This window comes from Delftia sp. WSY_12, assembly GCF_043104645.1.
In the GTDB taxonomy this organism is placed as follows: domain Bacteria; phylum Pseudomonadota; class Gammaproteobacteria; order Burkholderiales; family Burkholderiaceae_C; genus Comamonas; species Comamonas tsuruhatensis.
This window is the reverse complement of record NZ_JBICKW010000012.1, coordinates 23730-41927: the sequence shown is the minus strand read 5'-3', so window position 1 is coordinate 41927 and position 18198 is coordinate 23730. Positions and strand designations below refer to the sequence as shown.

The window sequence follows — 18198 nt, the reverse complement described above, 5'->3', positions numbered from 1 at the left end:
GTGCTCACTCGTAGCCGAACGAACGCACGCGGGCTTCGTCGTCGGCCCAGCCGGAGCGGACCTTGACCCAGACTTCGAGGAAGACCTTGGCATCCATGAGCTTTTCCAGCTCCTGGCGCGCCTCGGTGCTGATGCGCTTGAGGCGCTCGCCCTTCTCTCCGATGATCATGGCCTTGTGGCCGTCGCGCTCGACCACGATGGTGGCCGCCACGCGGATGAAACGCTTGTGCTGCTTGCTGGCCTCTTCCTCGAACTTGTCGATGACCACCGTGGAGGTGTAGGGCAGCTCGTCGCCCGTGAATCGGAACAGCTTCTCGCGCACGGTCTCCGAGGCGAGGAACTTCTCGCTGCGGTCGGTCAGCTCGTCGGCGGCATACATCCAGTCCTGCTCGGGCAAGTACTTCTCGCAGATGCCGAACAGGCGCTCGATGTCTCCCTTGTTCTTGGCCGACATGGGCACGAACTCGGCGAACGGATGGCGCTCCTGCATGCCCTTGAGCCAGGGGGCGATCTCGGCACGGCGGCCCACGGTGTCCAGCTTGTTGGCAATCAGCAGCGTGGGGATGCCGGGCTTGAACAGCGACAGCACCTTGGCATCGGCCAGCGTGAACTGGCCGGCTTCCACGACGAACAGGATCAGGTCCACATCGCCGATGGCGCCCATCACGGTCTTGTTGAGCGACTTGTTCAGTGCCGTGCTGTGCTTGGTCTGGAAACCCGGCGTATCGACAAAGATGAACTGCGTCGCGGCGCGCGTGCGAATGCCCGTGATGCGGTGGCGCGTGGTCTGCGCCTTGCGCGAGGTGATGCTGATCTTCTGGCCCACCAGCGCATTCATCAGCGTGGACTTGCCCACATTGGGCTTGCCGACGATGGCGATCAGGCCGCAGCGCTGCGGGCCGGTCGGCACCTGGGGTGCCGGGGTGTCATCAGCAGCGGATGCCGTGCGAGCTGCGCCAGCGCCGGGCTTGGCCGCAGCCAGCAGGGCGTCGAGTTCGGCGGCGGTCTGTGCCGGCGCCGGGGGTTTGTCTTGGTTCATGCGTGTCTTGCTTTCAATAGTTCCAGCATGGCTGTGGCAGCCGTCTGCTCGGCGGCCCTGCGCGAGGCACCCGTTCCCCGGGCCTGCAGTTGCAACTCGGCAATCGCGCAGGCCACCTCGAAGGTCTGGCGATGGGCGGCGCCCGTGGTGGCAACCACTTCGTACTGCGGCAGCTTCATGCGCCGCCCCTGCAGCCATTCCTGCAGGGCCGTCTTCGCATCCTTTTCGGCTGCGCGCATGTGGGGGTTGATGTCCACGCCCTCGAAGAGATGGTGTACCACCTTCTCGCCCGCAGCGTAGCCGGCGTCCAGATACACTGCGCCGATCAGGGCCTCGACCGCATCGGCCAGGATGGAGGGGCGTTGCTTGCCGCCCGACTTGGATTCGCCTTCGCCCAGGCGCAGCAGATCGGGCAACTGCAGCCTCAGCGCGATCTGGTGCAGCGTGCCTTCCTTGACCAGGTTGGCGCGCACGCGGGACAGATCGCCCTCGGGCATGGAACTGAGCCGCTGGTAGAGCAGGCTGGAAATGGCAAGATTCAGCACCGAGTCACCGAGGAATTCCAGGCGCTCGTTGTTGTCTGCCGAGAAACTGCGGTGCGTGACGGCACGCTGCAGCAATGCAGGCTCGGCAAATTGATGCTGCAGCCTCAGCTGCAGCGCATTCAGTAAGGGAGGCACCTATTGGGTCTGCTTCTTAAAACGGTAAGTCAGGTAGGCGGGGCCCACGAGATGGATCTCGCGCGAATATTCGAACCCCACCACCACACGGTCATTGATTTTGGTCACCTCGAGGTCTGCGCCCTTCACGGATGTGAAGTCATCGATGGCGGCTGAACGCTCGAAGCTGGCCTTGACCTCGGCCACGGAATTACCTTCGCGGGCCGCCTTGTTGGCGGCCTTGACGATGGCCTGATACTCCAGGAAGACCGGCACTGATTGTGCGCCCACGGCCACCACACCCACGCCCAGGGCAATCACAAACACCAGTCCCAGAAAGGACAGACCGCGCTGGCGCGAACGCCGGTTGTTCGATGTCAACATGCTTTTTCCTCCTCCGATGTGAATCCCTCGCGCATGCCTGGGGGCATCTGGCCCTCAGGCATGCATGTGATCAATGGAAGCCGCCGATGCGCTTGAAATCCCCGAAGTTCATCCAGACGAAGAAGGCCCGGCCAACGATGTTCTTGTCGGGCACAAAGCCCCAGTATCGGGAATCCAGCGAATTGTCGCGGTTGTCTCCCATCATGAAGTACTGGCCCTCGGGCACCTTGCAGGTGATGCCTTCGACGCTGTAGCGGCAGTTCTCGCGGAACTCGAAGCCGCTGGCACCCTGGATGAATGCGGGCACGTCCTGGTTCACGATCATGCGGTGCGGCTTGTCGCCCAGCGACTCCTCGTACTGCTTGAAGTAGCGCATCGCGTCCTTGTCGAAGAAGTCCGGCAGTTCGCTGACCGGGACTTCCTTGCCATTGACCGTCAGCCGCTTGTTCAGATAGGAGATCTCGTCACCCGGCAGGCCCACCACGCGCTTGATGTAGTCCAGGCTGGGTTGCGGAGGATAGCGGAACACCACCACATCGCCGCGCTGCAGCGGCTGGCCCTGGGTGATCTTGGTGTTGATCACCGGCAGGCGCACGCCGTAGGTGAACTTGTTCACCAGGATCAGGTCGCCCACGAGCAGCGTGGGGATCATGGAGCCCGAGGGAATCTTGAACGGCTCGAACAGGAACGAGCGCAGGACAAAGACGATGGCGATCACGGGGAACAGGCCCGCGGTCCAGTCCAGCCACCAGGGCTGCATGAGGATGCGGCCCTTGGCCTCTTCCGACACCTCGATGTCGGTCTTGGCGATGCCCATGCGGTCGAGTTCTGCGCGGCGCGCCACGGCAGCCTCCTCGATGGCCACGGCGGCGCGGCGGCGGCGGGGCAGGAAATACAGCCGTTCGGCCACCCAGTACAGGCCAGTGACCACGGTGGCCAGGAACAGCAGCAACGCGAAGTTGCCCTCGATGAAGCCCGTGTACCAGGCGCCGATATAGCCCACGAAAGCCGCCAGCACGACGGCCGTAATCCATTGCATAGCTTGCATCAATCCTCCACTTGCAAGATGGCCAGGAAGGCCTCCTGAGGCACTTCCACCGAACCGATCTGCTTCATGCGCTTCTTGCCGGCCTTTTGCTTCTCCAGCAGCTTGCGCTTGCGGGTGATGTCGCCGCCATAGCACTTGGCCAGCACGTTCTTGCGCATGGCCTTGACGGTTTCCCGAGCAATGATGTTGGCGCCGATGGCGGCCTGGATGGCCACGTCGAACATCTGGCGGCTGATGATCTCGCGCATCTTCGCCACCACGGCCCGGCCGCGGTACGTGGCCTGGGAGCGGTGCACGATGATGGACAGCGCATCGACCTTCTCGCCGTTGAGCAGGATGTCCACCTTGACCACGTCGGAGGCGCGGTACTCCTTGAACTCATAGTCCATGGAGGCATAGCCGCGCGAGACCGACTTGAGCTTGTCGAAGAAGTCCAGCACGATCTCGCCCAGCGGCATCTCATAGGTGAGCATCACCTGGCGGCCGTGGTACTGCATGTTGATCTGCACGCCGCGCTTCTGGTTGGCCAGCGTCATCACCGGGCCCACATAGTCCTGGGGCATGTACAGGTGAACGGTGACGATGGGCTCGCGCACCTCCTCGATACGGCCGGCATCGGGCATCTTGGATGGGTTCTCGACCTGGATGACCTCGCCATCGCCCTTGACCACTTCGTAGACCACGCTGGGCGCGGTGGTGATCAGGTCCTGGTCGAATTCGCGCTCCAGGCGCTCCTGCACGATTTCCATGTGCAGCAGGCCCAGGAAGCCGCAGCGAAAGCCGAAGCCCAGCGCCTGAGAGACTTCAGGCTCGAACTGCAGGGACGAATCGTTGAGCTGCAGCTTTTCCAGCGCATCGCGCAACTGGTCATATTCGCTGGCTTCGGTGGGGTACAGACCCGCGAACACCTGGGGCTTGATTTCCTTGAAGCCGGGCAGGGCTTCGGTGGCAGGGCCCAGATTGTTGGGAAGCTTCTTTTCCAGCGTGATGGTGTCGCCCACCTTGGCTGCCTTGAGCTCCTTGATGCCGGCAATGATGTAGCCCACCTCGCCGGCGCGCAGCGCGTCGCGCGGCACGTCGGCCGGAGTGAACACGCCCAGGTTGTTGGCTTCGTAGGCAGCGCCCGAAGCCATCATCTTGAAGCGCTCGCCACGCTTGAGTTCACCATCGACCACGCGCACCAGCATCACGACGCCCACGTAAGTGTCGAACCAGCTGTCGATGATCATGGCGCGCAGTTGGCCATTGGGATTGCCCTTGGGCGGCGGCACCTTGGCAACCACGGCTTCCAGGATCTCGTCGATGCCCATGCCGGTCTTGGCCGAGCAGGGAATGGCATCGCTGGCATCGATGCCGATGACGTCCTCGATCTCTGCCTTGGCGTTGTCGGGGTCGGCCTGCGGCAGATCCATCTTGTTGAGAACGGCCGTCACTTCCACGCCGAGATCCAGCGCGGTATAGCAGTTGGCCACGGTCTGTGCCTCTACGCCCTGAGAGGCGTCCACCACCAGCAGCGCTCCCTCGCAGGCCGACAGGGAACGCGAGACTTCGTACGAGAAGTCCACGTGGCCGGGCGTGTCGATGAGGTTGAGGTTGTAGACCTGACCATCCTTGGCCTTGTACTGCAGGGCAGCCGTCTGCGCCTTGATGGTGATGCCGCGCTCTTTCTCGATATCCATCGAGTCCAGCACCTGGGCTTCCATGTCACGGTCAGCCAGGCCTCCGCAACGCTGGATCAGGCGGTCGGCCAGCGTCGACTTGCCATGGTCGATGTGCGCAATGATGGAAAAATTTCTGATGTGGTTCATCAACGAGAAGGACTGCTAGTGAAAGTGGAAAACGACAGGGTCGGCGCGCAAGAAAAAAGGGCGCGTCCATGAACGACGCGCCCCGAACCAACAATCTCTGGCAACTGCGATAGTTGGGACTTTATTGTAGGCAAAAAGGGCTGGAAACCAAGCCCTGACAAGGCCTGCAAAGCTCCGGGCTTGATCTGTCACAATTATTTATCAACAGTTTATCAACAGACCCGACAAGCCATTTCTAGCCCGTCGATCACCGGATAGTGCGGTGCTTTTGCACCGCAACAATCCTCTTTGAAAACAGGTTTCTGACGCCTTGAGCCGTCACGCTTTGGTGGGGCATTTTACCCAATGCCCCAAGGGGCATGGACAGGCCTTGATCCGGATTCCGAGGGTATTCCCCAGGGCCCCGAAAAACCGGCCTGCCCCAACCCCTCAGCGGGCAGGACGGATAAGCACGTACTGAGCCCATTCGCCGCGGCGCACCAGAAGGTTCACCGGCTTGCTCTTGTCCACCTTGGCCAGCGTGGCCTCGAAGCTCTTGAGCCCCGTGATCTCGACATTGGCCAGTTGCAGGATCACATCACCTTCGCGCAGGCCTGCGCGTGCTGCTGCCTCGACAGCGGCCGTCACGCGGACACCGCCCTTGATGCCCAATTCCCTTTTCTGGGCATCCGTGAGTTCGGCCAGCGTCAGGCCCAGTGACTGGGAGACCAGGGTGCTGCCCTTGCCTGCAGCCTTTGCCTGGGGAGCGCCATCGGGCTCGACTTCGGCGATCACCATGGTCAGATCCTTGGCGGCTCCGCGGCGGAATACCGTGATGGTGCTGCGCGTTCCGGGCTTGGTGTTGCCCACCAGACGCGGCAGGTCGGCGACCTTCTCAATGGCCTTCCCATCGAACTTGATGATCACGTCACCCGCCTCGACGCCGGCCTTGGCGGCTGGGGAATCGGGTTCCACGGCAGAGACCAGCGCACCCTGCGCCTTGCCCAGGCCGATGGATTCGGCAATGTCCTTGGTGACCTGCCCGATTTGCACGCCGATGCGCCCTCGCGTGACCTTGCCGGTGGCGCGCAGCTGGTCGCTGACGCGCACGGCCTCGTCGATCGGAATCGCGAAGCTGATCCCCATGAAGCCGCCGGAACGCGAATAGATCTGGCTGTTGATGCCCACGACCTCGCCGCGCATGTTCAGCAACGGGCCGCCCGAGTTGCCGGGATTGATGGCCACATCGGTCTGGATGAAGGGCAGATAGTCTCCCGTGTCGCGCTGCTTGGCGCTGACGATGCCTGCGGTGACCGAGTTGTCGAGGCCGAAGGGCGATCCGATGGCCATCACCCACTCACCGACCTTGAGACGGTTCACGTCGCCGATCTTCACGGCGGGCAGTCCGGTGGCATCGATCTTGACCACGGCCACGTCGGTGCGCTTGTCGCTGCCCACGATCTTGGCCTTGAACTCACGCTTGTCGGTCAGCGTGACGATGACCTCGTCAGCACCTTCGACCACATGGGCATTGGTCATCACAAAGCCGTCCGCCGTCAGGATGAAGCCCGACCCCACGCCACGCGGCTGTTCCTCGTCAGGCTGTGAACGCGGCTGGGGGCGTTGGCGCGGCACATTGGGCACGGGCAGGCCGAAGCGGCGAAAGAACTCGAGCATGTCCTCATCCATGCCCAGCGCCTCGGCAGAGTTGGCCGACGCCTTCTCCAACGTGCGGATGTTGACCACGGAAGGCCCTACCTGCTCGACCAGGTCGGTGAAGTCCGGCAGACCCCGCACCACGGCACCGCTTTGCGCATGAGCGGCACTCACCGGCACCAGCATTGAGGCGCTGCCAGCAGCCAGCGCCAGAACGCCTGCCAGTGTGCAGGACTGCAGCGTCTTCCATCGAACTGTGGTCATGGTGATCCTTTCCTTCTCAATCATTGTGTTGCCCCCGTGCCCATTGCGCCCGGGCGGCCTGTTCAGATACGCGGTGCCGACTTGCATCTCGGACGAACGCCACATTCTGGCGCAGTCCCGGCATGCACCGGCCAGACGATGGCTCAGAAGCCTGAAAGACGCTGTTAGTTCCCGAATCGGCAGCATGCATGCGGCGCGAACCGCCGTGCATGGGCCACAAATGACTGCACCCGCGTCCATTTCAATGCCGAACGGCTGGACGCGGGTGCAAAAGAAGGTAGGAGAGTCATGCTCTCCTGCGGGATTCAGCGCTGGTTCGCGCGCGGTGCCGAGGCGAAGTTGGCATTGCGCAGGAAGCTGGCCGGCATCTGCAACGTGGCCGGACCACTGTATTGCGGATGGGAGGCCAGCAGCGCATCCAGGCGCGGATCACGCAGCATGACGCTTTGGCCGTAAGGGCCTGCCACAGCCACCACCGAAGAGGATTGGGCCGTATCTCCGAGAGGGAAGTCCTGGGCATTTCCAGCGACAGCAGCCGCTGCAGGCGCCCCCGTTTCAAGGGCGGCCAATGCCCGGCCCGGCGCCGCGCCGGGGCCTGCAGGCGCGCCGAGCATCACGCTCCAGCCAATGGCAGCCACGGCCGCCACGGAAGCAAAACCCGCAGCCATCTTCCAGCGGAATACCGACGCATTGGCTGCATCGTGCAGCGGCGCGCCATTGACGACGGCCCTGCCGTGCGCCGGGCGCGCGACCTGCTCCAGCTCGTCTGCGGCGACGGGAACCAGGGGGCGGCGCGGCTCATTGGCCAACTGGGAGCGGATTCCGGAAAGCAGATCGTGCCGGCTGTGGTGCGCCAGCTCAGGGGAGCGCAGCACATCGCCCACCAGGTGGTACATGCGCCATTCCTGCTGGCCTGCATCGCTTTGCGCATAGGCCAGCGCGGCCTGCAGCTCCGCGGCAGAGAGTTCGCCATCAGCCAATGCCGACAATTGTTCGCGCTTCGTCAGATCGTCATTCATGATCAATCACCTGCCTGTCTGCTCTGAGACCCTGTACCCAAAAAATGCGCCACCCGATGGCCATCACCCGTTGCTACCACCGCTTGCCAGACTGGCGCTCCAGCAAAGGCTTGACTCTCGCTGAAATCGCTTCGCGTGCACGGAAGATGCGTGAACGCACGGTGCCTATGGGACAACCCATGGCGTTCGAGATTTCCTCGTAGCTCAGGCCTTCGATTTCCCGCAACGTGACGGCTTGACGGAGATCTTCGGGCAAGGCCTCCATGGCGGCGTTGACTGCCTGGGCAATTTCCTGGGCCGCCAGGATCGTTTCGGGTGTTTCTTCGGTGGTTAGTTCCTGGCTGAGCCGGGAAGTTTCATCATCGTCATCCCCGTTGTGTAACGCGCTTTCGGTGATCAGCGGCGAGCGCTTCATGTCCAGCAGCGCCTTCTTGGCGGTATTCACGGCGATGCGATACAGCCAGGTGTAGAACTGGGCATCACCCCGGAACTGGTGCAGCGCCCGATAGGCCCGGATGAAGGTTTCCTGCGCAATGTCAGGCACCAGGTCCACGTCGCGCACCATGCGGCCAATGAGGCGCTCGATGCGGCGTTGGTACTTGATGACCAGCAGCTCGAAGGCCCGCATGTCTCCTGCGTTGGTGCGCTCGACCAGAGCCAGGTCGCTGTCGGCAGAAGAAGGCGGGAATTCGGGAGGCGTCATGAAATCGGTGAAGACGGGCCGTGGCGGCCCTGGCGCAGTCACTGCGCGCGTTCTGTAGGTCTGGGCGGGAAATATACAGCACGCCGCAAATCACCCCAGGTTTCAGGACTCTGCCTGTAAGACAGCAGCAGCCAGCGGGAGCTTCGCCAGCGCAAAGACCCCGTCGTAACGGGTCTGGCCTGCGCCCATAGCCATTGACCACCGTCAGCGCGCACCTGCAGCAGCACCGGCTGCGCATCGTGGGCAGCGGCTGCCTCACCAAGCCACCACTGCGCGCCATCCCATGCAACAAAGCCTCTGCCCAGGGCGCGCCATCCATGCCACATGCCTGCAGCTGCAACCAGAGAGCCCGTGACAGCCACGACGGCAGGCCCCCATCCGGACTGTAGATCAAGCGCCCACGCCAGCAAAAGCATGGCCGCCAGCAGCCAAAGCGCGCACAGGCATGCGACCGACCCCCGTGGTGGATTCAGCGGATGGCGGACTGCGGGCGGGGCATGGCGTGACGTCATGCCTGCAGTGTCGCAAAACCGCAGCATGTCTGACATGCATCCCACCCCTGCCGGACGCGCCCTGACCCATGGGAGAAATAAAAAAGCCCGCTCCCTTGCGGGGCGGGCTTTTCATGGTGAGGCGTGCAGGCCTCAGATTCGCTTGAACACCAGCGTTCCGTTGGTGCCGCCGAACCCGAAGTTGTTTTTCACTGCCACTTCGATCTTCGCATCCCGTGCCGTGTTGGCGCAGTAGTCGAGATCGCACTCGGGATCCTGGTTGTCCAGATTGATGGTCGGGGGAATCTTCTGCTCGTGCAGTGCCAGCACGGTGAAGACGCTCTCGATGCCGCCAGCGCCACCCAGCAGGTGACCGGTCATGGACTTGGTCGAGCTGACAACGATTTTCTTGGCGTGATCGCCCAGAGCCGCCTTGATGGCATTGGTCTCGTTGAGGTCGCCTAGCGGCGTGGATGTGCCGTGCGCATTCAGATAATCGATCTGGTCGGCGTTGATGCCGGCGTTGCGCAGAGCTGACAGCATGGCGCGGCGCGGGCCGTCCATGTTGGGCGCCGTCATGTGGCCGGCATCGGCACTCATGCCGTAGCCGCACAGTTCAGCATAGAACTTGGCACCGCGGGCCTTGGCATGCTCGTACTCTTCCAGCACCAGCACGCCTGCACCTTCGCCCAGCACAAAGCCGTCGCGGTCCTTGTCCCAGGGACGCGAGGCGGCCTTGGGATCATCATTGCGCGTGGACAGTGCGCGCATGGCGGCAAAGCCGCCGACGCCCAGCGGGGAGACCGTGGCTTCCGTGCCGCCAGCCACCACCACATCGGCATCGCCGTATTCGATCATGCGTCCTGCTTCGCCTATGCAGTGCAGCCCGGTCGTGCAGGCAGTCACCACGGCGAGATTCGGCCCCTTGAAGCCAAACCGCATGGACACATGGCCAGCCACCATGTTGATGATGGAGGCAGGCACGAAGAACGGCGTGATGCGGCGCGGTCCGCGCGCAGCCAGTTCTGCGTGGGTGTTCTCGATCAGCGGCAAGCCGCCGATGCCCGAACCGATCACACAGCCGATGCGCGTAGCCAGATCATCCGACAAGGCCTCGCCCGTGGGCAGACCTGAGTCCTGCACGGCTTGCGCCGCAGCAGCGATGCCGTAATGGATGAAGGTGTCCATGGAGCGCGCATCCTTGGCGCTCATGTACGACTCCACATCGAATCCCTTGACCTCGCCCGCAATCTTGCAGGCAAAGTTCGAGGCATCGAACTTGGTGATGAGGTCAATGCCGGACTGGCCGGCCAAAAGATTGGCCCAGGCGTCGCCCACCGTGTTACCCACGGGGGAGATGCAACCCAGGCCGGTCACGACAACGCGACGACGGCTCATGCGTAAAACCTTCTGCTGATCGCTCGGGTCAGGGCCCTGTCAGGCCTTCTGGTGGGTGTTGGCGTAGTCGATGGCGTTTTGCACCGTCGTGATCTTTTCCGCGTCTTCGTCGGGGATCTCGATGCCGAATTCATCTTCCAGGGCCATCACCAGCTCCACCGTGTCCAGGGAGTCAGCACCCAGATCAGCCACGAAGGCCTTTTCGTTGGTGACTTGAGACTCTTCAACGCCGAGTTGTTCGGCAATGATTTTTTTGACACGTGCTTCGATATCGCTCATGGTTTCCCTCTGGGGGTTGTGAATGAACCCGCGATTCTAGCCGTTTCGGACCTTACGCCCTCTTCAGCCGGCCGTCGCGAGGAAACGGCCTCTTCGGTTGCAAGCAACGGCGGCTTCTGGCAGGGATCTGCCCGCAGCCGCCGCAGCGCTTACATGTACATGCCGCCGTTGACGTGCAATTCCTGGCCGGTGACGTAGCCTGCGCCCGCCGATGCGAGATAGGCCACGGCATGGGCGATGTCGCTGGGCTGGCCCAGATCACCCATGGCGATCTGCGATTTCAGGGCATTTTTCTGCTCTTCAGGCAGCTCCGCCGTCATGTCGGTGGCGATGAAGCCCGGAGCCACGCAATTGACCGTGATGCCGCGGCTGCCCAGTTCACGGGCCAGCGCACGCGTCATGCCGGCAACGCCGGCCTTGGCAGCTGCATAGTTGGCTTGACCGGGGTTTCCGGAGGCACCAACGACGCTGGTGATGTTGATGATGCGTCCGAAGCGCTGCTTCATCATGGGCCGAATGGCCGTACGGCTGACTCGGAAAACCGCCTTGAGATTGGTGTCGATCACCGCATCCCAGTCATCGTCCTTCATGCGCATGGCCAGGGTGTCGCGCGTGATGCCGGCATTGTTGACCAGCACATGCAGGCCACCGTCATTCTTGACGATGCTGTCGATCAGGGCATCGACGGCGGTCACGTCCGTGACATTGAGGTTCACGCCACGGCAGCCCTCATGGGCCGACAGGGCCTGGCTGATCTTCTCGGCACCACCATCGGTGGTGGCCGTGCCGATCACGCGGTAGCCGCGCGCTGCCAGCTCCTGGGCAATGGCGGCACCGATGCCGCGCGAGGCACCCGTCACCAGGGCAACCTGGGGCTTGTTCTGGTTGTCAGTCATGCGAGGGATTCTTTCACGTCGGCCAGCGTGGCCGGGTCATAGAGGGCAGCGGCCGTCAGGTCCGCGTCAATCCGCTTGGTCAGGCCCATCAGCACCTTGCCGGGACCGCACTCGACGAGGTGGACGACGCCGCGAGCCTTCATGGCCTGAACGCATTCCACCCAGCGCACCGGGCCGAAGGCCTGGCGATACAGCGCATCGCGAATGGCGTCGGCGTCCTGCTGCACAGTCACGTCGATGTTGTTGAGCACTGGGATGCGCGGTGCAGCCAGCACGGTGGCAGCCAGCGCCGCCTTGAGCTTTTCGGCCGCAGGCTTCATCAGGCTGGAATGGAAAGGCGCCGACACCGGCAGCGGCAGCGCGCGCTTGGCGCCTGCGGCCTTGAGGGCCTCGCAGGCCTTCTCGACAGCCGCCTTGCTGCCGGCAATCACGGTCTGCGAGGGGTCGTTGAAATTCACGGCCTCTACGACTTCCGCACCACCCAATGCCGCCGTGACTTCTGCGCAGCCTGCGCGCACCTTGTCGGCATCCAGCCCCAGGATGGCAGCCATGGCACCGGTTCCCACGGGAACGGCCTCCTGCATGGCAGCCGCGCGCAGCCGCACCAGCGGCGCAGCCTGGGCCAGGGTCAGCACACCTGACGCGACCAGGGCCGAGTACTCACCCAGCGAGTGGCCCGCCACAACGTCGGGCAGCGCGCCGCCTTCGGCCTGCCAGACGCGCCAGGCAGCCACACCGGCCACCAGCATCACGGGCTGGGTATTGGTGGTGAGCGCCAGAGCTTCCTTCGGCCCCTGCTGGATCAGCTGGCCGATGTTTTCGCCGAGGGCATCGGAGGCTTCGACCAAGGTCTGGGCCACGACGGGATGGTCACCCCATCCGTCGAGCATGCCTACCGATTGCGAACCCTGACCAGGAAAAACGAATGCAAACTTCTTCATGATTTTCAAAAATAAAGGCCGCGCCATGGGCGCCTGCCCTCAGGCAGGCATCCCGCATCACATCTTGAGAAGTACCGCGCCCCAGGTGAAGCCGCCGCCAACACCTTCCAGCAGCACGGTCTGACCGGGCTTGACCTGGCCACTGCGCACGCCGTGGTCCAGCGCCAGGGGGATCGAGGCAGCCGACGTGTTGCCATGCTGGTCCACCGTCACCACCACCTTGTCCATGGACAGCTTGAGCTTGCGCGCCGTGCTTTGCATGATGCGGATGTTGGCCTGATGGGGGATCAGCCAGTCGATGTCGGCATCGGTGAGCCCTGCCTTGTCCAGCGTGGCGCGAGCGGCCTTCTCCAGCACGCCGACCGCCAGCTTGAACACGGCCTGCCCATCCATCTTCAGCAGCGGATCACCGAGGATCTGGCCACCGGAGACATTGCCTGGCACGCACAGGATGCCGACATGCTTGCCGTCGGCATGCAGGTCGGAAGCCAGGATGCCTGGCTGCTCGGACGCCTCCAGCACCACGGCTCCGGCACCGTCACCGAACAGCACGCAGGTCGTCCGGTCGTTGAAGTCCAGGATGCGGCTGAATACTTCGGAGCCCACCACCAGCGCGCGGCTCGCAGCGCCGGACTGGATCATGGCGTCGGCCACGGTGAGGGCGTAGACAAAGCCGCTGCATACGGCTTGCACATCAAAGGCTGCACAGCCATTGGCGCCGAGCTTGTTTTGCAGGATGCATGCCGTGGACGGGAAGACCATGTCCGGCGTCGATGTGGCGACGATGATCAGATCGATATCCTGCGGCTGGCAGTCGGCGGCTTCCAGCGCCTTCTTCGATGCCTCCAAGGCCAGATCGCTGCTGGCCACTTCTGGCGCGGCAAAGTGTCGGGCATGGATGCCGGTGCGCTCGACGATCCACTCGTCCGAGGTCTCGATTCCGCGCTGGGCCAGTTCGGCTGCCAGATCGTGATTGGTGAGTCGGCGGGGTGGCAGGTAACTGCCCGTGCCGGTGATGCGTGCGTAGCGTCTCATCTGTATTAGGGCGCCGACGGTCCCGATTCCGACTGCGCAGCCAGCAACAGAGGCAGGGCTGCGGAGATACGGGTACGGACACGGTCGAGCAGGTTGTTGCGGGCCGCATCATACGCGCGCTTCAGCGCGTGCTCGAAAGCCAAGGCATCGGCCGATCCATGGCTTTTGAAGACCAGCCCGCGAAGGCCCAGCAGCGCCGCGCCGTTGTAGCGGCGATGATCTACGCGCCTCATCAAAGCAGTTAGCACCGGATAGGCAACGATGGCCGCCATTTTGGTGAAGATGTTGCGCTTGAACTCCTGCTTGAGGGCATTGGAGATCATGGACGCCACGCCCTCGGAAGACTTGAGAGCCACGTTGCCCACAAAGCCATCACAGACCACGACCTGGGTCGTGCCCTTGAAGATGTCGTTGCCTTCGACGTTGCCGTAGAAATTCAGATGACCGGCCTTGCCAGCCGCGCGCAGCAGTTCGCCAGCGCGCTTGATGACCTCGCTGCCCTTGATCTGCTCCTCGCCAATGTTGAGCAGACCCACCGAGGGCGCCTCTTCGTTGTTCAGGGCAGACACCAGGGCCGAGCCCATGACGGCGAACTGCAGCAGATGCTCGGCCGAGCAGTCCACATTGGCACCCAGGTCCAGCACCGTGGTGGCCTCGCCCTTGGCATTGGGCAACTGGGGCGCGATGGCAGGGCGATCAATGCCATCGAGCGTCTTGAGCAGGTAGCGCGAGATGGCCATCAGCGCACCCGTGTTTCCAGCCGACACAGCAGCGGCAGCCGCGCCATCCTTGACTTGCTGGATGGCGATGCGCATGGAGGAATCCTTCTTCCTGCGCAGCGCCATCTCGATCGGATCATCCATGCCGACCACTTCCGAGGCCGGCACCACACTGGCGCGCTCATGCGCAAAGCCAGCCAGCGCATCGGGCTGGCCGACCAGCAGCAGCCGGGCATCGGGGTGGGAATCGAGGAACTGGCGGCACGCCGCAAGCGTGACGCGGGGGCCGTGATCACCCCCCATGCAGTCAACGGCCAAAGTGATCATGTGCGACTGGCAAGCCTGTTGCAAGGCCTGGAAAGATAGGAGCAACCATCAGAAAAAACAAAAGCCCGCGCTACGAAAACTGTAGCCGCGGGCCCTGCGGGAACGGTCGAAGATCAGGCTTCGGACTTGTTCTTCAGCACTTGACGGCCGCGGTACACGCCGTTGGGGCTGATGTGGTGACGCAGATGGGTTTCACCGGTGGTGGGTTCCACGGCAATGCCAGGCACATTCAGTGCGTTGTGCGAACGGTGCATACCGCGCTTGGAGGGGGACTTCTTGTTCTGCTGAACAGCCATGATGGCTCCTGTGTATCTGAAAAGGGTTGGTAAAAAACGCGATCAGCCCATTAAAGACACGAGGGGGTTTCGCGCGAAGCCCTTGATTATAGCGCAATCGCTTTTCCCGGCCTCGGCCTTTTTTCCGGACATCGCAATCAGTCGGCTGACTTGCCCACATCCAGCCCGCGCAGCACGGCAAATGGATTGGGCTTGTCCTCGCTGGCCTGCTCGAAGTCTGCGTCGCTGGACTGCATGCTCACCGGCTCGGGGCAGCTGTCGTGGCGTGGCACCACGGGCAACTCCATGAGCAGCTCATCCTCTATGAGTTCAAGCAGGTTGAATTCGCGGCTGAGCACCAGCAGGTCCTCGTCGCTCTCGTCATCCTCGGACTCGGCCGTGGTCTCATCCGCAACAAAGCGGAAAGACCTATCGACCTGGAGGGAGATGGGTGCCACAGTGAGGCAGCGTTGGCACACCATCGGAACGACAGCATCGGCCTGCAGATGCAGCCAGACCTGGCCCGAACCGCCGGTTTGCTCGACCAGTTCGCCGTCAGCCTGCCAGTGCACCTCGCCGTGCCCATCAGCGGCATCCGGCTGCGCATCCTCGGCCAGACGAGGAAAGGCCGAAAGCGCCGACTGACCCTGGAGATGGCCCGCCGATTGCGCAAAAGCGCGAACATCGAGACGGACCGCAGAAAATTCCTTGCTCATGCGGGCAGTGTAAGAGAATCCGGGCATGCAAGCTTCCCACCTCGCCTTAGCCCAGGCTCCCGGCCTGGCACGCCCCCTGATCCTTGGCTCCACCTCACGCTACCGCCGCGAACTTCTGGAGCGGCTGCAACTACCATTCCAGACCGTGTCCCCGGAAGTCGATGAGACACCGCTGACCGGCGAAACACCGCATGCACTTTCGTTGCGACTGGCCCTGGCCAAGGCACAGGCCGTGGCGGCGCTGCACCCGGGCGCCGTCGTCATCGGCTCCGACCAGGTACCCGAACTGGATGGCATGCCGCTGTCCAAGCCCGGCACCCACGAGCGCGCCACCGAACAACTGCGCCAGATGAGCGGGCGCCAGATGAATTTCCACACCGCCGTGAGCGTGGTCTGCCGGGAAAGCGGCTTTGCCGAGACCGATGTGGTCACCGTCCAGGTCCGGTTTCGTGATCTCAACGACGCGGAGATCGAACGCTACCTGCGCGCCGAACAGCCCTATGACTGCGCAGGCAGCGCCAAGAGCGAAGGACTGGGCATCGCGCTGCTGGATGCCATCGTCAGCGACGACCCCACGGCGCTGATCGGCCTGCCGCTGATCCGCACCTGCCAGCTGCTGCGCGCCGCAGGAGCCGTGCTGCCATGAACGATGCTGCAACCCAACCCACCAAAGGAACGCTCTATCTGGTGCCCGCGCCGCTGGACTTCGGCTGCGACGAGCAAATGCCGCTGACGCAGGTCCTGCCCGATGGAACACTGCGCACCGCTGCACGCCTGACCCACTGGATCTGCGAAAACGCCAAAAGCACGCGCGCCTACCTGAAGCGCATTGACGCACTGCACGCCCTGGCCCAACCCTTGCAAGCCCAGCAGATCACAGAACTGCCGCGCGAGGCCCACAAGAAGGGCGACCACGGCGACAAGGGCGCAGCGGTCTTCGATGCCAAGCCACTGCTCGCCCCCTTGCTGCTGGGCCACGACATGGGACTGGTCAGCGAGGCCGGAATGCCCGCCGTGGCCGACCCCGGCAGCTCCATCGTGCGCGCCGCGCATGATCTGGGCATACGGGTCGTGCCCCTGATCGGTCCGGTGTCGTTGCTGCTGGCCCTGGCCGCCAGCGGACTCAACGGACAGAACTATGCTTTTGTGGGGTACCTGCCGCAGGACGCTGGCGGGCGGGTTCAGCGCATCAAGGAGCTTGAAACCCTGGCATTGCGCCAAGGCCAGACCCAGCAGTTCATAGAGACGCCCTACCGCAACGCCGCGCTGTGGCAGGCCCTGCTGCAGACGCTGCAACCCCATACGCGCCTGGCGCTGGCCTGCGGCCTGACACTGGAGAGCGCCCGCATCGAAAGCCGTCTGGTGCGCGAATGGCGCCAGCACAAGGAAGTGCCGGACAACCGCACGCCGGTGGTGTTTTCCATCGGTCGCTGAGACTGTCTTCCTCGATGAGCAAAAAAAGCCCGCCTTCCACAAGAAGGCGGGCTTTTTGCATCTTGGCCGACGCCAGGGAAATCAGCGCAGAGACGGAAGGCTGGAGCGCAGCGCCTGAACGGCACCTCCACCGAAGGCCGCGCCAAAACGCTTGGCCAGGCGCTCGGCCACGTTGTCGCGGCGCGTGTAATCCACCACCTCTTCCGCCTTGACCACTTCACGGGCCACATAGTCAAGACTGCCCAGCTTGTCGGCCAGGCCCATCTCCACGGCCTGCTGACCCGTCCAGAACAGGCCGCTGAACGTCTCGGGCGTCTCGTGCAGGCGATCGCCACGGCCGGCCTTGACCACATTGATGAACTGCGAGTGGATCTGGCCCAGCATCTGATGGGCATGGGCGCGCTGTGCTTCGGACATGGGACTGAACGGGTCCAGGAAGCCCTTGTTCTCGCCAGCCGTCAGCAGGCGGCGCTCCACGCCCAGCTTTTCCATGGCGCCCGTGAAGCCGAAGCCATCCATGAGCACGCCGATGCTGCCCACGATGCTGGCCTTGTCGACAAAGATCTCGTCGGCCGCCGCAGCAATGTAATAAGCAGCCGAAGCGCAGGTTTCCTCCACCACGGCATACAGGGGCTTGTCGTACTTGCCCTTGAGCCGCACGATTTCGTCATTGATGATGCCGGCCTGCACCGGGCTGCCGCCTGGCGAGTTGATCAGCAGCACGACGGCACGCGAGCCCGAGTCCTCGAAGGCGCTGCGCATGGCGGCCACCACGAATTCCGCGCTGGCGTCGGCGCCTGCAGCGATCTCGCCCTTGACCTCGACCACTGCGGTATGCGGAGAGGAGCTGGTCGTGGTCGCCGTGTCCTTGGCAAACAGCACCCACAGGACCACCAGGATGAGTGCCGTCCACAGCAGGCGGCCGAAGAGGCGCCAGCGGCGCGAGGCGCGCTGCTCGTTGATGGTGGCGAAGACCAGCTTTTCCAGCACGTCCCGCTCCCAGCCGCTCGATGCCGCCGTTCGCGCATCGGCAGCCGCCGCGGCGGGCGTGGCCCGGGCCCACAGGTCCGCACCCGGGGAAGGGTGCGATGCGGAGCCAGGATTTTCCGGGGGTATGGGGGAAGTCAT

19 protein-coding genes are annotated in these 18198 nt (G+C 63.5%); 2 read left to right on the top strand and 17 right to left on the bottom strand.

Annotation, left to right across the window (positions count from 1 at the left end):
* Window positions 1-4: 4 nt before the first annotated feature.
* The 16 genes from era to ACF8LI_RS05650 all read right to left on the bottom strand — a co-directional run bounded on the left by era (window position 5) and on the right by ACF8LI_RS05650 (window position 15636).
* The gene (gene era, locus ACF8LI_RS05725) at window positions 5-1039 is read right to left on the bottom strand and encodes a GTPase Era (RefSeq protein WP_392414758.1); all 1035 of its coding nucleotides are present in this window, start codon (window positions 1037-1039) and stop codon (window positions 5-7) included.
* Complete coding sequence (rnc, locus tag ACF8LI_RS05720) at window positions 1036-1719, bottom strand: ribonuclease III (protein WP_012207060.1); 684 nt, start codon at window positions 1717-1719, stop codon at window positions 1036-1038. The genes era and rnc overlap by 4 nt, the downstream gene beginning before the upstream one ends.
* The gene (locus ACF8LI_RS05715) at window positions 1720-2082 is read right to left on the bottom strand and encodes a DUF4845 domain-containing protein (protein ID WP_016451179.1); all 363 of its coding nucleotides are present in this window, start codon (window positions 2080-2082) and stop codon (window positions 1720-1722) included.
* A gap of 70 nt (window positions 2083-2152) precedes the next feature.
* The gene (lepB, locus tag ACF8LI_RS05710) at window positions 2153-3130 is read right to left on the bottom strand and encodes a signal peptidase I (protein ID WP_016451178.1); all 978 of its coding nucleotides are present in this window, start codon (window positions 3128-3130) and stop codon (window positions 2153-2155) included.
* A complete protein-coding gene (lepA, locus tag ACF8LI_RS05705; protein ID WP_016447789.1) occupies window positions 3130-4938 on the bottom strand; it encodes a translation elongation factor 4 in 1809 nt (602 codons plus the stop codon). Before lepA ends, lepB begins: the two co-directional genes overlap by 1 nt.
* A gap of 429 nt (window positions 4939-5367) precedes the next feature.
* Entirely contained in the window at window positions 5368-6837 is a 1470-nt protein-coding gene (locus ACF8LI_RS05700) for a DegQ family serine endoprotease (RefSeq protein WP_026062374.1), read from the bottom strand.
* Between the two features lie 305 nt (window positions 6838-7142).
* Window positions 7143-7856, bottom strand: coding sequence for a sigma-E factor negative regulatory protein (locus ACF8LI_RS05695; protein ID WP_016447791.1), 714 nt, complete (start codon window positions 7854-7856; stop codon window positions 7143-7145).
* Between the two features lie 73 nt (window positions 7857-7929).
* Window positions 7930-8559: an RNA polymerase sigma factor RpoE gene (rpoE, locus tag ACF8LI_RS05690; RefSeq protein ID WP_016447792.1), complete on the bottom strand. Its 630-nt coding sequence runs from the start codon at window positions 8557-8559 to the stop codon at window positions 7930-7932.
* 644 nt (window positions 8560-9203) lie between these two features.
* Window positions 9204-10448, bottom strand: a complete 1245-nt coding sequence (gene fabF, locus ACF8LI_RS05685; RefSeq protein ID WP_392414759.1) for a beta-ketoacyl-ACP synthase II — start codon at window positions 10446-10448, stop codon at window positions 9204-9206.
* 39 nt (window positions 10449-10487) lie between these two features.
* Window positions 10488-10727, bottom strand: a complete 240-nt coding sequence (gene acpP / locus ACF8LI_RS05680) for an acyl carrier protein (RefSeq protein WP_003058049.1) — start codon at window positions 10725-10727, stop codon at window positions 10488-10490.
* Between the two features lie 149 nt (window positions 10728-10876).
* On the bottom strand, window positions 10877-11623 hold the full coding sequence (gene fabG / locus ACF8LI_RS05675; RefSeq protein WP_016447794.1) for a 3-oxoacyl-ACP reductase FabG: 747 nt from the start codon (window positions 11621-11623) through the stop codon (window positions 10877-10879).
* Entirely contained in the window at window positions 11620-12564 is a 945-nt protein-coding gene (fabD, locus tag ACF8LI_RS05670; protein ID WP_026062373.1) for an ACP S-malonyltransferase, read from the bottom strand. The genes fabG and fabD overlap by 4 nt, the downstream gene beginning before the upstream one ends.
* 57 nt (window positions 12565-12621) lie before the next feature.
* Window positions 12622-13599, bottom strand: coding sequence for a beta-ketoacyl-ACP synthase III (locus ACF8LI_RS05665; RefSeq protein WP_392414760.1), 978 nt, complete (start codon window positions 13597-13599; stop codon window positions 12622-12624).
* 5 nt (window positions 13600-13604) lie between these two features.
* A complete protein-coding gene (plsX, locus tag ACF8LI_RS05660; RefSeq protein ID WP_016451174.1) occupies window positions 13605-14645 on the bottom strand; it encodes a phosphate acyltransferase PlsX in 1041 nt (346 codons plus the stop codon).
* A gap of 113 nt (window positions 14646-14758) precedes the next feature.
* On the bottom strand, window positions 14759-14941 hold the full coding sequence (gene rpmF / locus ACF8LI_RS05655; protein ID WP_012207072.1) for a 50S ribosomal protein L32: 183 nt from the start codon (window positions 14939-14941) through the stop codon (window positions 14759-14761).
* Window positions 14942-15078: 137 nt separating this feature from the next.
* Window positions 15079-15636, bottom strand: a complete 558-nt coding sequence (locus tag ACF8LI_RS05650) for a DUF177 domain-containing protein (protein ID WP_016447798.1) — start codon at window positions 15634-15636, stop codon at window positions 15079-15081.
* 25 nt (window positions 15637-15661) lie between these two features.
* Between ACF8LI_RS05650 and ACF8LI_RS05645 the strand changes: the two genes are divergently transcribed.
* The gene (locus ACF8LI_RS05645; RefSeq protein ID WP_016447799.1) at window positions 15662-16282 is read left to right on the top strand and encodes a Maf family nucleotide pyrophosphatase; all 621 of its coding nucleotides are present in this window, start codon (window positions 15662-15664) and stop codon (window positions 16280-16282) included.
* Window positions 16279-17070 (top strand): SAM-dependent methyltransferase, encoded by a 792-nt coding sequence (locus ACF8LI_RS05640; RefSeq protein ID WP_046985932.1) that lies wholly within the window; start codon window positions 16279-16281, stop codon window positions 17068-17070. Before ACF8LI_RS05645 ends, ACF8LI_RS05640 begins: the two co-directional genes overlap by 4 nt.
* A gap of 81 nt (window positions 17071-17151) precedes the next feature.
* Here the strand turns inward: ACF8LI_RS05640 and ACF8LI_RS05635 are convergent, their stop codons facing one another.
* The gene (locus ACF8LI_RS05635; RefSeq protein ID WP_016451171.1) at window positions 17152-18198 is read right to left on the bottom strand and encodes a S49 family peptidase; all 1047 of its coding nucleotides are present in this window, start codon (window positions 18196-18198) and stop codon (window positions 17152-17154) included.

Coding starts and splice junctions, on each gene's coding strand:
- era (WP_392414758.1), bottom strand. CDS start 1,039: ATGAACCAAGACAAACCCCCGGCGCCGGCACAGACCGCCGCCGAACTC.
- ACF8LI_RS05715 (WP_016451179.1), bottom strand. CDS start 2,082: ATGTTGACATCGAACAACCGGCGTTCGCGCCAGCGCGGTCTGTCCTTT.
- lepB (WP_016451178.1), bottom strand. CDS start 3,130: ATGCAAGCTATGCAATGGATTACGGCCGTCGTGCTGGCGGCTTTCGTG.
- lepA (WP_016447789.1), bottom strand. CDS start 4,938: ATGAACCACATCAGAAATTTTTCCATCATTGCGCACATCGACCATGGC.
- ACF8LI_RS05700 (WP_026062374.1), bottom strand. CDS start 6,837: ATGACCACAGTTCGATGGAAGACGCTGCAGTCCTGCACACTGGCAGGC.
- ACF8LI_RS05695 (WP_016447791.1), bottom strand. CDS start 7,856: ATGAATGACGATCTGACGAAGCGCGAACAATTGTCGGCATTGGCTGAT.
- rpoE (WP_016447792.1), bottom strand. CDS start 8,559: ATGACGCCTCCCGAATTCCCGCCTTCTTCTGCCGACAGCGACCTGGCT.
- fabF (WP_392414759.1), bottom strand. CDS start 10,448: ATGAGCCGTCGTCGCGTTGTCGTGACCGGCCTGGGTTGCATCTCCCCC.
- acpP (WP_003058049.1), bottom strand. CDS start 10,727: ATGAGCGATATCGAAGCACGTGTCAAAAAAATCATTGCCGAACAACTC.
- fabG (WP_016447794.1), bottom strand. CDS start 11,623: ATGACTGACAACCAGAACAAGCCCCAGGTTGCCCTGGTGACGGGTGCC.
- fabD (WP_026062373.1), bottom strand. CDS start 12,564: ATGAAGAAGTTTGCATTCGTTTTTCCTGGTCAGGGTTCGCAATCGGTA.
- ACF8LI_RS05665 (WP_392414760.1), bottom strand. CDS start 13,599: ATGAGACGCTACGCACGCATCACCGGCACGGGCAGTTACCTGCCACCC.
- plsX (WP_016451174.1), bottom strand. CDS start 14,645: ATGATCACTTTGGCCGTTGACTGCATGGGGGGTGATCACGGCCCCCGC.
- rpmF (WP_012207072.1), bottom strand. CDS start 14,941: ATGGCTGTTCAGCAGAACAAGAAGTCCCCCTCCAAGCGCGGTATGCAC.
- ACF8LI_RS05650 (WP_016447798.1), bottom strand. CDS start 15,636: ATGAGCAAGGAATTTTCTGCGGTCCGTCTCGATGTTCGCGCTTTTGCG.
- ACF8LI_RS05645 (WP_016447799.1), top strand. CDS start 15,662: ATGCAAGCTTCCCACCTCGCCTTAGCCCAGGCTCCCGGCCTGGCACGC.
- ACF8LI_RS05640 (WP_046985932.1), top strand. CDS start 16,279: ATGAACGATGCTGCAACCCAACCCACCAAAGGAACGCTCTATCTGGTG.
- ACF8LI_RS05635 (WP_016451171.1), bottom strand. CDS start 18,198: ATGACTTCCCCCATACCCCCGGAAAATCCTGGCTCCGCATCGCACCCT.